Source organism: Alcaligenes nematophilus (genome assembly GCF_026344155.1).
In the GTDB taxonomy this organism is placed as follows: domain Bacteria; phylum Pseudomonadota; class Gammaproteobacteria; order Burkholderiales; family Burkholderiaceae_B; genus Alcaligenes; species Alcaligenes phenolicus.
The window spans coordinates 132,159-146,794 of sequence record NZ_JAPKMZ010000001.1 but is presented as its reverse complement, the minus strand read 5'-3'; the positions used below and the strand labels follow the sequence as shown (position 1 = coordinate 146,794).

Annotated in this window: 16 protein-coding genes; 14 read left to right on the top strand and 2 right to left on the bottom strand. The window is 51.1% G+C overall.

What is annotated here, in order from left to right:
* Positions 1 to 28 precede the first annotated feature (28 nt).
* Together OSH04_RS00675 and OSH04_RS00670 are read left to right on the top strand one after the other, a co-directional pair.
* Positions 29 to 1,153 (top strand): site-specific integrase, encoded by a 1,125-nt coding sequence (locus OSH04_RS00675; RefSeq protein WP_266107756.1) that lies wholly within the window; start codon positions 29 to 31, stop codon positions 1,151 to 1,153.
* A 73-nt stretch (positions 1,154 to 1,226) separates the two neighbouring features.
* A complete protein-coding gene (locus tag OSH04_RS00670; RefSeq protein ID WP_035271679.1) occupies positions 1,227 to 1,688 on the top strand; it encodes a GNAT family N-acetyltransferase in 462 nt (153 codons plus the stop codon).
* A gap of 154 nt (positions 1,689 to 1,842) precedes the next feature.
* Here OSH04_RS00670 and OSH04_RS00665 read toward each other — a convergent pair whose 3' ends face one another.
* A complete protein-coding gene (locus OSH04_RS00665) occupies positions 1,843 to 3,954 on the bottom strand; it encodes a hypothetical protein (RefSeq protein ID WP_266107755.1) in 2,112 nt (703 codons plus the stop codon).
* Positions 3,955 to 3,965: 11 nt separating this feature from the next.
* Entirely contained in the window at positions 3,966 to 4,406 is a 441-nt protein-coding gene (locus OSH04_RS00660; RefSeq protein ID WP_052159390.1) for an aegerolysin family protein, read from the bottom strand.
* Between the two features lie 490 nt (positions 4,407 to 4,896).
* Here OSH04_RS00660 and OSH04_RS00655 point away from each other — a divergent pair, with 490 nt between their 5' ends.
* The 12 genes from OSH04_RS00655 (at position 4,897) to OSH04_RS00600 (ending at position 14,591) form a co-directional block, all read left to right on the top strand.
* Positions 4,897 to 5,076, top strand: coding sequence for an N-acetyltransferase (locus OSH04_RS00655; protein WP_256868576.1), 180 nt, complete (start codon positions 4,897 to 4,899; stop codon positions 5,074 to 5,076).
* A 290-nt stretch (positions 5,077 to 5,366) separates the two neighbouring features.
* Positions 5,367 to 6,128, top strand: coding sequence for a glucose 1-dehydrogenase (locus tag OSH04_RS00650; RefSeq protein ID WP_035271677.1), 762 nt, complete (start codon positions 5,367 to 5,369; stop codon positions 6,126 to 6,128).
* Positions 6,129 to 6,287: 159 nt separating this feature from the next.
* Positions 6,288 to 7,232 (top strand): ParA family protein, encoded by a 945-nt coding sequence (locus OSH04_RS00645; protein WP_266107754.1) that lies wholly within the window; start codon positions 6,288 to 6,290, stop codon positions 7,230 to 7,232.
* Between the two features lie 8 nt (positions 7,233 to 7,240).
* Complete coding sequence (locus OSH04_RS00640; protein WP_266107753.1) at positions 7,241 to 8,974, top strand: ParB family protein; 1,734 nt, start codon at positions 7,241 to 7,243, stop codon at positions 8,972 to 8,974.
* Positions 8,971 to 9,576, top strand: a complete 606-nt coding sequence (locus tag OSH04_RS00635) for an STY4526/YPO1902 family pathogenicity island replication protein (protein WP_003799847.1) — start codon at positions 8,971 to 8,973, stop codon at positions 9,574 to 9,576. Before OSH04_RS00640 ends, OSH04_RS00635 begins: the two co-directional genes overlap by 4 nt.
* A gap of 6 nt (positions 9,577 to 9,582) precedes the next feature.
* Complete coding sequence (locus OSH04_RS00630) at positions 9,583 to 10,179, top strand: hypothetical protein (protein ID WP_266107752.1); 597 nt, start codon at positions 9,583 to 9,585, stop codon at positions 10,177 to 10,179.
* A 7-nt stretch (positions 10,180 to 10,186) separates the two neighbouring features.
* Positions 10,187 to 11,821 carry a hypothetical protein gene (locus OSH04_RS00625; protein ID WP_266107751.1) on the top strand — a complete coding sequence of 545 codons (1,635 nt, stop codon included), beginning with the start codon at positions 10,187 to 10,189 and terminating at the stop codon, positions 11,819 to 11,821.
* Positions 11,822 to 12,005: 184 nt separating this feature from the next.
* Positions 12,006 to 12,395: a hypothetical protein gene (locus OSH04_RS00620; RefSeq protein WP_266107750.1), complete on the top strand. Its 390-nt coding sequence runs from the start codon at positions 12,006 to 12,008 to the stop codon at positions 12,393 to 12,395.
* Between the two features lie 47 nt (positions 12,396 to 12,442).
* Complete coding sequence (locus OSH04_RS00615) at positions 12,443 to 13,357, top strand: PFL_4669 family integrating conjugative element protein (RefSeq protein ID WP_266107749.1); 915 nt, start codon at positions 12,443 to 12,445, stop codon at positions 13,355 to 13,357.
* Between the two features lie 12 nt (positions 13,358 to 13,369).
* Positions 13,370 to 13,561, top strand: a complete 192-nt coding sequence (locus OSH04_RS00610) for a hypothetical protein (RefSeq protein WP_266107748.1) — start codon at positions 13,370 to 13,372, stop codon at positions 13,559 to 13,561.
* A 31-nt stretch (positions 13,562 to 13,592) separates the two neighbouring features.
* The gene (locus OSH04_RS00605) at positions 13,593 to 14,087 is read left to right on the top strand and encodes a hypothetical protein (RefSeq protein WP_266107747.1); all 495 of its coding nucleotides are present in this window, start codon (positions 13,593 to 13,595) and stop codon (positions 14,085 to 14,087) included.
* A 66-nt stretch (positions 14,088 to 14,153) separates the two neighbouring features.
* Positions 14,154 to 14,591, top strand: coding sequence for a single-stranded DNA-binding protein (locus tag OSH04_RS00600; protein WP_266107746.1), 438 nt, complete (start codon positions 14,154 to 14,156; stop codon positions 14,589 to 14,591).
* Positions 14,592 to 14,636 lie beyond the last annotated feature (45 nt).

The window sequence follows — 14,636 nt, the reverse complement described above, 5'->3', positions numbered from 1 at the left end:
TGCAATTAACGGAAAAGATGGGTGCGAAATGAAAAAACGGTCTACAAGAGAAGAAGGGCAGTTTGATCTGCCTATTTTAGGCTCGCAGGCCGCCGACATTTCGGCGGAGGCCTTGTTTGATACCTGGTTGCAGCATCAACGCCCACCCATGGCACCCAGCACGCAGCGGGTGTATCGCACCTTGTGGCGGCGCTTCTTGCAGGCACTTCAGGATCATAAAAAGCAGTACACCCAGATCAAGCCTGTGGATATACGGAACTTTTTGAGCAATCTGGACGAAGTGCGCCGCCCGCAGCGTGAACGCTATCAACAAGTAATCGCCCGTGCTTATGAAGAACTATGTCGCCAGGATGGACGCTCCGAAAATCCTGCACTGGCCCCCGCTATCAACGACCCCTTCAAGGAAAGCTGGCGCCAGGCCCCTGACAACCAGGCCACCCAATTTCTTTCTGTAGATCAATGCTCTGCCACCATCAAGGCATTGCAAAATCGATGGCGTGTCCTGGAGTTGGCCAGTGATATGACCATTGCCGCCCGTTGGCGTGAATATCGAGATATGACGATTGTGGCTGTGATGCTGGGCACAGGCTTGCGGCCGGTGGAGTTGGGGCAGTTGCACCCTTCAGCTATCGGAGTGGCCCAACGCAGGGCCGACCCGGTGGAGTCGGACGAAGCAGATGAGGAGCACACCACGCAATGGCGCGATGGAACTATCCTGCTGAAATTGACTGGAGCGGCCAAGCGCGAGGTCGTAGCCCCCATCTGGTGCGAAACCATATTGCGTAGCTGGCTGATTTTCAGTGGTGCAGAGGACGCTTCAGCTTGGGCCAAGGACAGCCGCGTTTTCCCCGGCTCTCGTCAAATCAGCGCTGCCCGACCCCAGGCACAAATGAATCCGGCCACGCTGGCTCGCATTGTCAGCAAATGGGGCATCAAGCAGATGGATCTGTTGATGACGCCTCAGCGTCTGCGCAATACCTTTGGGGCGGGTTTGATCGAACGAGGTTTTTCCTTGCCTGAGATCGAAGAAATTATGGGTTATGCCCCCGGCGCAGCCAGTGCCTGGCGCCTTCAGGCGTCCTGGCTAGCATGGCTGGAAGCGCAAAAGACTCCGGCCGATCCCGCAATTACCGAGAATACGCAATCGGAATGAAGGGCTAGTCACGGTTTCGTCAGCTCCGGGAGGCATAATTTCAGATCCATTTCGCTTTATTAAGGAGTTTGAAGTGACGTCGACACCTGTTTTTCGTCGTGCTGTGGCAGCGGATCTGGAGGCCATCGTAGCCATGTTGGCCGACGATATTTTGGGCCAGAAACGGGAAAACACCAGCCTGCCTTTGGCTCAGTCCTATCTGGACGCTTTTGAGGCGATAGAAGCGGACCCCAATCAGTATCTGGCCGTTGTAGAGCTGGATGGCACGGTTGTGGGCACTTTGCAGATCACGTATATGCCAGGCCTGTCGCACCAGGGCGCGTGGCGCGGGGAGATTGAGTCTGTACGTATTGCCAGCGCTGCCCGTGGTACGGGTTTGGGGCGCTTGATGATTCAGTGGGCCATCGAACAATGCCGTGCACGCAATTGTCACCTTGTGCAGCTTACCTCGGATATGGCTCGTATCGATGCACATCGGTTTTATGAGCAACTGGGTTTCACGGCCAGCCACAAGGGTTTCAAGATGACGCTGTAGGATTCTTGCTTCAGGATGGATCTGGGCCAAGAGCGGTCATAGAACAAGAACTATAAGCACCGCATTAATGGAAAAGCTCCCCAGACATGATTGATGCCTGAAGAGCCTTTCATGGGAGAGACTGTTAAGGGGATTGCCTGAGTTTCAGGCCAAGTTATCCAAATATACTGTTGATTTTCTCAACGGTTCCGATATAGGTAGTGCTTATTTTTCTCAGAGTGTAGGGAACGGTATAAGTCCAATCCTTAGACCAGGAATCGCTGCTTAAGGTGCAAATGTTGAGATTGCCCAATTCTTTTTCCAAGGCGGCAAATTGATCTTGTAGAGATTGGCTTGACGCAAGACTCCGGCCCTGGCCTTGCCCCCGCCATTGAACTCCCTTGGCGGCAGAGTATGGAATAGGTATCAACCTGACACTGTCGTTAGTCAGAATCCCTTTGTCTTTATCAGCCGTTAGCTTCATTGCCATTTCGCCGCCTTTGGTGAAAATCATTTTTTCAGGCAAGGCTTTACGCAATAGCATCAGGGACGGCCCGAAGGCATAAATATCACCATTCGTATCAATGAATGGGAGCATTTTTATGAACGAGCTAAACGCAGTCGGATTGTTGCTCCCATAGCTGCAATAAGCAGCCTTGTAGGTCACCTCGGGATACGGTATCGGCTTAACGTCGATAATTTCACTGCTCACTGATTGATCCCCAATGAGCAGGCCCAGACCAAGCTCCGCATTACGCAAGAAACCAATTTCGTTCCAGGCGGTATAAATCTTCTTGGCTTCATCGCTTAAGGAGTTGAATGCGATTTCCACCGCATCGTCACTCTCTACGTTGTCGCTCAATACACCCTGTGCAATTTTGAACGAATCGGCTACTTGAGACGCTGAATTAAGATGGCAGAAATCCAGCTTGATATTGCAAGCGTTAAAGGTATTGTAAATAGTGTTCAAGGTGGACAAATCTTGCATCATGCAACGAATTTTCAGGATGTACTCGGCCACTTCAGCATCGTTGATTTCGTTCATGTATCCCATCGACATCCATGGGAAAATATCTGACCAGTTTGCTATCCAGGCGCCTAGAACGGCGTAGTCTGAGCTTGAATCCAAACTGCTTGCTCTGACCCCTTGAAGCGAGATGTTCTTCTTCCTTCTGGAGACGCTTCCTTCTGCTAACACGTCCAATGAGTTTTCCTGTACTTTGGAGGCCAGGTCGTTTAAGCCATCAATATTGTTCTTGTCCCGAACAGTTGATTTGAATTCTTCAAACGTTAAATTCGGGTTCGTTTTTTTGGCTTCTTCATATCCGGACGCGAGCGAGAAGTCTTCAGAATCGCCCAGTTTCTTAATGGTATCCAGCTTTTCCGTTACCTCTTCATTTTTTTCCGGTTTGAGAAAATCAGGGATTTTGGGAGGAGGGCTTACCGAACTTTGCATTGGCGCTTTATCCAGCAGGCTAATTCCTGAAATCTCGGCAAAGGATTTGTTGGCAACAACATCAAACCAGGAATTTACCTGGCTTTCAACGCAACCTCCACTGGCGAGTGCCTTGCACGATACCTCAACTTCAGAGCTTTGATCTTTTTGAGAGCCATTATAGGTTTGCGCTATGGATACGGAACTTCCTATCCCTGAATAGCTGAATTCAGCCGTTTCTCCATACTTCCAGCTGTCTTCTGATTTTTTGCTCGTCATCTCCGTAGAAACAGAGCCCATGCCACCCCAGATGGCTCCTACGACCAGGCCGTCTCCGTAAGATGAAATGAAGTTCTGTAGAGATTTAACCCATTCTTTCATGAGCTCGTCTTTTTCTGTAGAGGATCCAGTGCAGTCACGGGCAGCAATGAATTTCTCTAAAACTTTTAATGAAAGATTTTTAGGTCCGGCGCTTAATGAATTTAATACATCTTCCACTGTCAGGTTGTCGAAGTCTATATATTCGATTCCCGAGATCATGGAAATATTGTAGGAGACTTTTATGGATTTGTACTCCGAAGCAGTCGCATTGCTGACGGATACAGCAACTGCTGACGTAAACTTGGCGATCCCCGAGGGGCCATAGGCTCCTGAAAAGCCAATGGTCCCCTCGTTCAAGGAGTCCGTATAGACATATTGGCTTTTACCACTCATACCCATTTCAATTTCTTTTTGGGTAATCATTCTGGTAATTGGACTTATCAGAACCGAAGGTTTGAAATCATTCCCAAGAACAGTAGATCCAACTGTGATTCCCAGTAATGGGTTGATGGATTTAGCTTCTATGCCCATGATTTTCTTCCTTAGGATTTTTTTACGACAGTAATGAAGATATTGCCTGTTGCGCCACTTGGGCTACCGCCACCTTTTTTACTCACTGTGTAGTTTTCTTTATCCTTTACGGTGAGTTCATCGCTGTTGGACCCACTCCAGGGGCAATCCCAGTAATATTCAAAAACTAATTTATCACCGTCGTACAGGGAGAAACCTCCTTCAGTTCCTGACGAGGCGTTCTCGCGTCCGCAGGAGGCAATGGTGTATGAGTCTTCGTCTTTGATAATGGTGCCATTAATTTGGCTGGGAGTTATTTCCTTGTCTTTATCTCCTGGTACATGGAACTTTCCCCACTTCAGATAAGCTCCTTCTACTTTGAAGTTTGAGTTAACAACGAATATGGTAATTTCTATCCATTGTGCATAAGCCCGAACCTTGCTTTCTTCAGTTGCAATATCTTTAGCAGTCATGGTTAAGTCCTCAGCTTGTTAATTAAGTTGCGCCTAACTACATTGTTTTGCACTTATGTGCAAGCAGAGAATAGCAGTTGAATTGTTTTAATACAATTTAATTTAAATAAAAAAATAGCTGATTTTCTATCTCCTTTATTATTTGCAACCTAACTTAAATTAATATCGTAATTACGATGTTTTTATATGAATGAATTGCCTGAATTTTTCTTGATTAGTACGAAAACTGTTTTCTGCCCCTTTAGTCATGGTGTTGGCCCAATGCAGGTCCGACCTGGTTGAATGGGACAAAGTAGTGAAGAGCACGTCACGCATTGGTGCGATCGGACCAAGCAGCTGAGCAAGCCATCGTAGCCATGCTGGCCGACGATAATCTGGGCGAGAAGCTGGTGAACATCGGCCTGCCTTTGGCCCAGTCCTCTCTGGAAGCCTTTGCGGCGATAGAGGTAACCACAATCAGTATCTGGCGGTTGTTGAGCTTGATGGTGCGGTGGCAGATGCTTTGCAGATCACGTATATGCCAGATTTGTCGCACCCGGAGGAGGGGTGTGGAGAGATTGAGTCTGTGCATATTGTCAGCGCAGCTCGTGGTAGGCAATTGGCCCGCTTGATGATTCAGTGGACTATCGAACAATGCCGTGTGCGCGCAAGTGCCACCTTGTGCAGCTAAGCTCGGATACGGCTCGTATCAATGCCAAGCTGGCTATTTCTTTGGTCAATTTGCCGTCCTTCAAACTCAAAGGGCATTTGCCGATAGGCAACCCTGTACTGAATCCGGCGCTTGGAATCACAAACTCGAATACTTTCATGAAGACTAGACCGGCTTTGCCCCTGGCATCTTGCAGCATAAAGGTCGGGATTGCCTCGATCGTTATGCATTCTGGAAAAATGAACAGCGAGCCCTGAGCTTGGTTTTTAGCCTTATGATGCTTTCTCAAACTGTATGGTGGAGATAGGCAGATGGGTGTAGCGTCAAATTATCCAGTCATATTGATTACCGGCGGGAGTCGAGGGATAGGTGCTGCGACGGCGCGTCTGGCGGCGAAGCAGGGCTATAACGTTGTTCTTAGCTATGTCGCCAGTGAATCTGATGCCTTGTCAGTGGTCGCTGAAGTAGAGGCGACAGGTCGTCAAGCTGTTGCTTTCAAGGCGGATTGCGCGGACCCGGAGCAGATTACTCAGCTCTTTGAGCAGGTTGACCAAAGGTTTGGGCGGATTGATGTTTTGGTAAATAACGCAGGCGTGTTGTTTCAGCAGTCTCGTCTGGAAGATCTCAGCTTCGAGCGTATACAACACACTTTTGCGGTCAACACGATTGGTCCCATGCTTTGTGCGCAACAGGCGGCCAAACGCATGGCTTATCGCCATGGTGGGAAAGGCGGTTCTGTCATCAATGTTTCCTCTATAGCGGCCAAGCTTGGTAGTCCAAACGAATATGTGGATTACGCCGCTTCGAAAGGAGCTCTGGAGACTTTCACAACGGGTTTCGCTAAAGAGGTGGCCCGAGAAGGGATTCGTGTTAATTGTGTTCGGCCTGGGCATATTTATACCGAGATGCATGCCAGTGGCGGCGAGCCAGACCGTGTAGACCGATTAAAGGACAGCATCCCGATGGGCCGTGGTGGCCAAGCAGAGGAAGTGGCGCGTGCAATTTTATGGCTAGCCAGCTCTGAGGCGTCCTTTATCACGGGAACATTCCTGGATGCGAGCGGTGGCAAGTAGCCATTGAGGGTGACGAGGTTTTGGGCCTTGAAATACGATGTTCTGGATAATTATAAAAATCGCATAATGTCGCTTTATGTTAAGCCCACCTGTTTATTAGTATTTTTTATACAGTAATTTAAGCAGAAAACTCGTTGCTTTTTCAACGAGGTTTTTAAAATGCTTACGTTCACAACTGTCGCCACTAAGGGTGGTGTTGGCAAAACCACTTTAACTGCCAATTTAGGTGGATTGCTTGCTGATTTCGGATATCGCGTTCTTTTAATTGATGCGGATATTCAGCCATCTCTGACTCGCTATTACAAACTGGCTCATCAAGCCCCTTATGGCTTAACGCAAATGGTGATGTCGGGAGCACTCACCACGGACTGCATTAGTCACGTCGAGTTTCCTCCTGCTGAATTTGAGAGTGATCGTTCAAGTTTGAATGTGCAGGGCGGTTTCTTGCATATTGTGTGCTCCGACACTCAGCGCGATGACAGCCCCCTTCAAATCTGGTTGTCCAATCAGCTTGATCGCCTGGTACGTATTCGGATGGCCCTGAGTAACCCGGATATCCGTGCTCAGTACGACGTCTGCATCATCGATACCCAAGGGGCAGTAGGCCACCTACAAGACGCCGCCGTCAATGCGGCGGATGTGCTTCTCGCTCCTGTAGCCCCCGATGTTCTGTCGGCCCGTGAGTTTGTTGACGGTACGATCAAGCTTGTGGCCCGCCACGAATCTGCCTCCAACCTGGGCTACAAAGTGCCCGCCATTCAGTGCGTGATTAACCGTAGCGAGAACACGGTTGATAGCCGCACTATGTCCAGCCTAATCCGCAATCAGTTCATTGAAATGAGCGGGCGTGTGACCGTGCTGGCCACCCAGATTCCCCAAGCGGTCGCCTACAAAAAAGCCGCTACTGCTCAAGTCCCTGCTCACTGGGTTGATCCGGTCAGAGCGGGCGATCACATGCACAGTTTGCTGTGGGAATTAATCCCCAACCTGAGCAATAAATTCACTCCCAATCACCGCAATGAGTTAGCTCCCGCGCTAGCGGCATTGCATGTCCCTATCTCCGCGTCAGACGAGCCAGACAGCCCGCTCACGGCTAATTCGTAGAGCGTGCCATGTCTAAAACTCCGGAATTGCTGACCGCTAGTCAGCGTGCCGCGCAGTTGCGCATGAACGCTGAGTTGAGCTCAACACTAAGAGAGACAAGTCCCGTGTCCTCAAAAAAATCGAATTACGAAGATATCGCCAAACGTTCCCTGATGGGCACGCCGCCACCGCTGAACGCCATGGGTGCGATGACGCCCATGGATGTGGTCGATGGCAGCATTTCAAATTTAGCGGTTACCGATATTGATCGGTACGAATTTGACCCGCGTACCGAAATCAACCCACTCTATGACGAGATCAAGGCGTCGATTCGGGCCAATGGGATCCTGAACCATATTAGCGTTACCAGGCGTCCTGGTCAGCCGCGTTATATGGTCTACGGTGGCGGGAATACACGGCTGCGTATTGCGAAAGAGCTGTACGAAGAGGGTGACCAACGCTTTGCGCGGCTGACGGTCATCGTCAAGGTCTGGAAAGGGGACGCGCCGACCATTGCGGCGCACCTGGCTGAAAACGAGCAGCGTGGCGAGATTTCGTTTTGGGAGAAAGCTCAGGGAGTGCTGTCGTTTAAGGAGCATTTCGAGAAAGAATCGGGCAAATCGCTTTCAACCACGGAATTGAACCGGGAGTTGCGCCAGGCCAGCGGCCTGAATTTCGGCATGAGCATGCTGCAAAACTTCCTTTTTGCGGTTGAGTATCTGGCCCCGATCGGGCGCTGGCTACAAACGCGTGATGTGAACCTGCTATTGAAACCGCAGATCTCGCAGTGGCTAAAACTAGCTGACAAGTTCAGCCAGCAAGCAGTTGCTGAAACTGCGCTACAGACAATCCTGCACAAGTACGCCGCTGTGATGAGTCAACAATCTGTCACGGCAGATCAGAGTGCTCAGCAGGTTTTAGACGTCTCGCAGTTGCTTGATGAGGTTAACGCAGCCATCGCTGACACCTTGGGTGTAGCCCCTGAGAAACTGCTGGCCATGGCCCAGGCTCTAGAGGCGAACCCGCGCCTGGAGGTTGAGACCCTGAAGCTGATCGAAGCCACTCCTACGGCGCCAGTGGACCCCAAGCCGTTAGCAATTCAACCACCTACTCAGCCTCCACTCGGTCGAATGTTGGCCAGTGTGCCTACGCCTAAGAGTAAGCCTGACAGTTCTGGCGGTGCCTTTTTGCCAGCTTCCCCATCGGTCTCCCAGAACGTGGTCTTGAGCGGAGAGGGGGAAGGGTTCGATCCACAGCCGATATTTACGGTGTTAGGCGAGTTTCAGAGCCTGATCGACATGTCGGATGTGCTTTTTAAAAGCGATCAGCCACACCACATCTTTGGCTTTTACCTGGACTTTCCTTCACAAGGTATTGGGTATGTCGATGGGATTGAGCTGGAACCAGAATTGGTTATTTACCGCAGAGCCTTGTGGAAGATCCTGGTCAGCCTCACCGGTCAGCTTGATCGTCGATTTACGCAGCTCATTCCACACGAAGCCGATGGCTTCACCATTGCGTGGAAACAGCTTTGGGAGCAGGGCGAGGAACAGTTTCAGGAAGGAGCACAGGAATTACTGGGCGAGGCATTTGACCATGTCTCGCTCCAAACCGTGAGCCTGGTATTGCGGCATGAGCAATTGGGGCCGTTGGTCACGCGTCTTCTCTCAGAAATGGAACGGGTTCGGGCCCGTTACCCAGAGCGTCAACTGGACGGATTTGTGCCCTTGTTCATGCCGGCTGTGACGGAGGAGATTTCATGAACAAAATTCCCATTCAATGTCCTGTTCTACGGCGCATGTTGCTGGCCCACATTATTGAGCAAATCGATGGCGGGCACATGGACTCTCTACTGCGTGCGGGCTACTCACCTGAGTTTCTCGATGATTTGCGTTACCGAACCACTCGGGACATCACGAATCTGGCCAACTCTCCGCAGGAAATGTGGTTCTCACTGTCTGAACAAGTCATCAGCAAGGGGTTACATCTGCTCGATATGCGGCGTGAGCACGCCAAGTTACGCGAATACTTTGTGATTCATGGCGCTTCGCGTCGGATGGTGTGTGCGTATTTCAAGCTGTCCCACGAGGAGTATCGGGACTTGCGCGCACAGCTCAGGCCGGGAGGGGAGCCGGGCGGCCGTACGGCCCTGCCTCCAGTCGCTGTGCGTGATGCTATCCATCGAGCCTGGTTCGATATTCAGCAATCGATGTCTGAGCAACCCTGCCGAGACCGAATCTACGCCTTACACCAACAGTTTCCTGAGCTGCGAATCAGTGTCCTCCAGCAAACCATTGTCGAGTTTGCTGAAGATGATGAGCTTGGTTTGGAAATAAAACCGACGACACCACCACTGCAAGGATAAAGCCACATGGACGAAATTATGACTATGCCAAGCACTTCTACAACTGCGCCGCATCCTTCGACTCTGCCTCCGTCAGAACGTGATTGTGATGGCCAGACACAGGGCGGATGGGCCTTACCGTCCTCTCATGCCGATGGCTCCCAGAACAGTAAAGAAGCGCCAAGGGAAGACTTTTTAGCGCAGGCGGCGCTGTTGAATTTGATGGGGCAAACGCCAATCAGCTTCCATCGCCTATATGTCGATATCACGGGCAATGTCATCACGGGATTATGGCTTTCTTCTGCGCTGGAACGCGTTGCTCAAGCCAAGCCCGAGGAGTTCCAGGATGATGATTATGTGTTTCGCCTATCGGCGACTCAATGTCATCAGGTCACCGGGATTACTGCCTCTCAGCAGCGGACATGCCGACGCGACTTGATTGCACTGGGCATGTTAAGTGAACAGTCGGGGCCAGGACGTGTGCCGGAATACCGCTTGCATCTGAATGTTGTTGCGGATGCCATTCTCCAAGCATCTGCTTCATTGGCTAACTCGCTCGAAGAGGTTCATCAACAACAAGGCTCATCGTCGTCACAACCCGTTCTTTCCAAGCGCTACGGATGAGATGGCTATGGGTGCCGCATTAAACACCGATACAACGACGGCGTCTCTAATTGATGAGGCTATGCAGTTGCTCACCAGCCAAGGGTTTGTGCAGTACTACCCCAACCTGGCTGAAACGCTGGGTAATTTCAAAGCTGCTTTGTTTTTGGGGCACGCGCTCTATTGGGCTCGGCATACTGCCGTTCACTATAAAAATCGTGACGGCTGGTTCTTTCTGACGGCAAAACAGTGTACGCAAGCAACGGGATTAAGTACCCGAGAGCAGGAGAGTGCTCGTCTCTTACTTGTTCAACACTCGCTGATCCAAGAAAAGCTGGCTGGTAGACCGGCCAAGCTCCATTACCGTATCAACCTGGATCGTCTCGCTTCTTGCCTGGGGATCTCGGTTGTTGATCAGAAAGCAAACTGGGCGCAGCTCGCCCCATTGCTGAAACGCTACGTGAGCTTCTATCGGCCCCTGGCGGATATCGCGGGCAATGTGGCCTCTGGCTTGTACCTCTCGTATCTGCTGATTCAGCAACGGCATGTTCTCACTTACAGCCGAAGCATTGAAGGTGAGTTCACGTTGTCTCAACAGGCGATTCGTAACGCTCTATGCTTGACCAGCAAAACACAACGCAATGCCCGTGATCGCCTGAAACAGATGGGTTTACTCCAGGAAGCAGGCAATCGCATACGCATTAACCTGCTGGCTTTATGCCCTTTGTTGCACGGTCAGGAGCAGTATCCGCTTAAGTCTGAGTCTACCGATCAGCCCGCCATTGCTGATGCACCGAAACTGACATCGGTATCCAAACCTGTCCCTGTGAATGGGCAGAAGCCTGCGTCATCCCGATCAAGCAAATTATTTGGAGCTGGCGCACAGTCACAACGGCCGCTGTTTGATTTGGATAGTGCTGGCGCAGCACGGGCGAACGCAACCGTCCAGCACGCGTTGCGTGACCCTGCCCGCATGAATCCTGGGCGTCTCTTTGCTCAGACCTCAGTGAGTCCTGGCGCAGCTTGTGGACAACTCACTAAAGCAAGCGACCTCACAACTCGCCCAGCTGCCCAAAACGCGAAACTTGATGCCCAAACCGCAAAACTAACTTGCCCAAAACGCGAAACTAAGCTGCCCAAACCGCGAAACAACAATACAACAATATCTCTTCAAACAACTACAAGACCCGCCATCACCACGGCGTCTGCAGGGGATAAGTCCCAGGCACTGGCCGAGATAGCGGGTTGTCGTCGTGATGATTTGAATTTTCAAAACGACGAGGTTGATATCAGCTTACCCAGTGTGCTTGGCAAGCAATGGCATGAGGCTGTGCGCAAGGTGCTGTCCATTGCCAAGCCAGAGCATCGTCAGAGTTTGCTTGATGAGTTGGAAGGTCAGTTGCGCAATCCAGGCAAGCAAATCACGAATCCTCCAGGCTATTTGCATTCGCTGCGTGTCGGCTTGGAATCCGGTCGTGTGCAACTGGCATATGCGCAAAGCATTGCGAGCCAGCGTGAACAAAATCGACATGCTCAAGATGCCGTCCAAGAGCACATCAAGGCTCTCAATACAAACCTGACGACAACTCTGCCTCCAATGACGAAAGAGGAGGCCTTTGCTCAGTTGCGTCAGCAGGTGCAGACCATGAGGAAGCTGCCATGACGGCCTGGTTTACCCGTGCTTCATTCGGTAACGCGTATTGCGTTAATCCCCAACGGTTGGGAGGTAGCGCATTTTGCGTCAATCCCCACCCGGTGGGAGGTGACGCGTTTTGCGTCAATACCCAACGGTTGGGAGGTAACGCATATTGCGTCAATTCTCAAAACAGATTCAGGAGATCGTCTCTATGACTAATGAACAATTGTTTGTCCATCTTTTACATAGGCTACGCAAATACAGTGATGCGCTGGTCCTGCATGTAATCCTCCAGGACCACGGAGACAAACGGCAGGTAAAAACCTCGGCAGTCAAGATGGCTCTGGATTCATTACGCGGCCAAATTCAGCGTTGGCAAGTGCAACGCTCTTTGGAACGACTGGAGTCCTTGGGGCTAATAAATGTCATGCCTCAGCCTAACTATCGAACCTTGGTGACTGTCAACGAAGAGGCGCTGGTGGCCTTTCTTAACCAGGAGAGCTTAAGCAACATGTTGCCTGGGTTCCGTGCCAACACGTTTCCGTTTCTGGATGCTGTCAACGCAACAGCGCTGGCAGATTTCAAGGGGTCGACGATCTGATGATGTCCGTCACCTTCTATTCATTTTCCTCTTCTCAGTGACTACCTATGCCTACTTCGACTGATAAGCACCTACGACTCAAATCTAGTGACAAGCCCGCTGTCGTTCCCGCACCCAAGTCTCTTATTGGGTTCTCTACGGAGGAGAAATCCCCCTTCACCGATGGATACTCGATCACTGGTGAGGAAGCCTTGCTGGCCGCGTATATGGCAGGGCCGATGCGTGAGGATGATCCACTTTATGAGCGGTATATCGAACTGGAAGATCGTAAAGATCAACTGGCACGTATGCAGGCCAAGTTCCAGACGCGCAAGGGTTCGGACCCTGACGTCAAACCAGCCGAGTTCTTCGCTATGGATGACTTGGGCTCTCTGGTCGATTCGGAAGACGATCTGATGACCCTGCATACCAAGGAGGCATTCAGGCTGTTTATGGGGCGTGTTCGTGAGCCTGGCTCGGATGTGGCCCCTATCGTAGGTGGTCGTCGTGTCGCCAGTTCTTTGCGCAGCTTATGGCTGTTGACGGGTAATGACAATCCCTATGCCGATTGGTCTTTGCTGCGTCATGAACAATCCATGGAAGAAGTGAATGAGCGGCTGCAAGAGGAGATCAAGGCTGCCGAGACTTTGCTGTCCAGCCAGCAGCAACGTGGGTTGAGTTATTCCGTGTTGAAGTCTGCTCAACCGCAGTCTTTGCAGCTAGGGTTCCGATCCCCCTACGGATACAGCATCAGTCGCTTGATTGTTGATTACGACTACTTCATCCGTTTGCAAAAGACCCTGGGTCGCAAAACGCTCTTAAGCGACCAGCAGATGCGTCGCTCAATCACGGAAATGACACGCTTTATCCGTCGCGTGTTCAATGAAGTTGCCAGGTTCTCACGTTGGCTCATGCAGCCAGACATCAATGCGCTGTCCCGACTGGACTTCATTACGGAGCATGCTTCAGAAGAAGGTAAGTAGCGTGTGGAGTTCGTGCGCGAAGTATTCGGCATGGTGCCTGCCGATGTGTTTACCGCCAAGCTGCAACCACGCCATTCTCGGCGACGGTACACATTAACTGAGAAGGAAAGGGGCCTGTTGCAGTCAGTAGGTGTGCAACTGTCCGAAGCTGAAGCACAGCGCGAAGCCAATCAGTTTCAAGATGCCGATTCGGATTTGGTGTGAAGGAAGGATTTTGTGAAGAAAGGGCGAAAGGATGACGAAGCTAACTCGAAGTCTACGTGTCAATGTGGTTGAGTGGGCAAGAAAGACCTTGGAGAACGAAACGTGTCAGAGCGTGATTGACACAAAGCCCTTTACGGGTAGGGGCACCGCCCAGTCGCTGCGCCACCATCTCATGCAAGTTGACCAGGTTGAAGCAGATATGGTCGCTCTCTGTGCTGCCACAAAGAAAGTGGCTGGCTATTTCATGTATCTGGCCGAGCACCGTCGTAAAGCGGACGGCTATATGGCGCTGCGTTGGCGAGAGATTGGCACAAGAAAGCATCTGTCATGGGAAGAGGCACACGCAAGATATTCAGTCTTACCTACCGTGCTGCGGCAGTGGTACGAACACGCCAATGCCCAAGCTCAAGAATTCAATTCACAACACCTCAAATTACGCGGATTCGTACGTGAGCTGAAGTTACTGAGTCAGCAACGCAAAGTCCCCACTTTTGCCAGGCCAATTCCGAGCAGAAGTGGGACCTGATCCAGTTAATGCAGGGCGGTCTGACCATACGGTCAAGTCGATTGTTTTTCACCGAAAGGAGTTGATATGCAGAACTTGTTTATTGGTAAGGGCAACCTGGGCGACTCACCCACCTTGAAACGTATACCTCGTAAGAACAATTCGGGCGAAGAGTTTAGTGTGTGCAGTATGCGTGTGTACTTTGGGCGCTATGGGGTGGACCAGGCCTCCGGCGAAGTTGGGCAGATTGGGGGCTTCTGGCGTGAGGTTGAGATCTACGGCAGCAAGGCCGAGGCGTGCGCACAGTTTTTGCGCAAGGGAGCTCGCGTGCTGGTCATCGGTGAGGAGCGGGATTTCTTTGCCAAAGATGAGACCACGAATGCCGAGGTACAAGTGATCAAGATCGTTGCTGAGGATGTAGCCCTGCAGCTCACTCGCATTGAGTCGATCACCTACAAACAAGCAAACCGGCCTACGGCAGCTCGTGATCAAGACATTCCATCGGATGAGGATGTTCCAGCGTAATCGACAAGATAGGGGCAATGTTCATAGATATGGAGGTGTTATGAA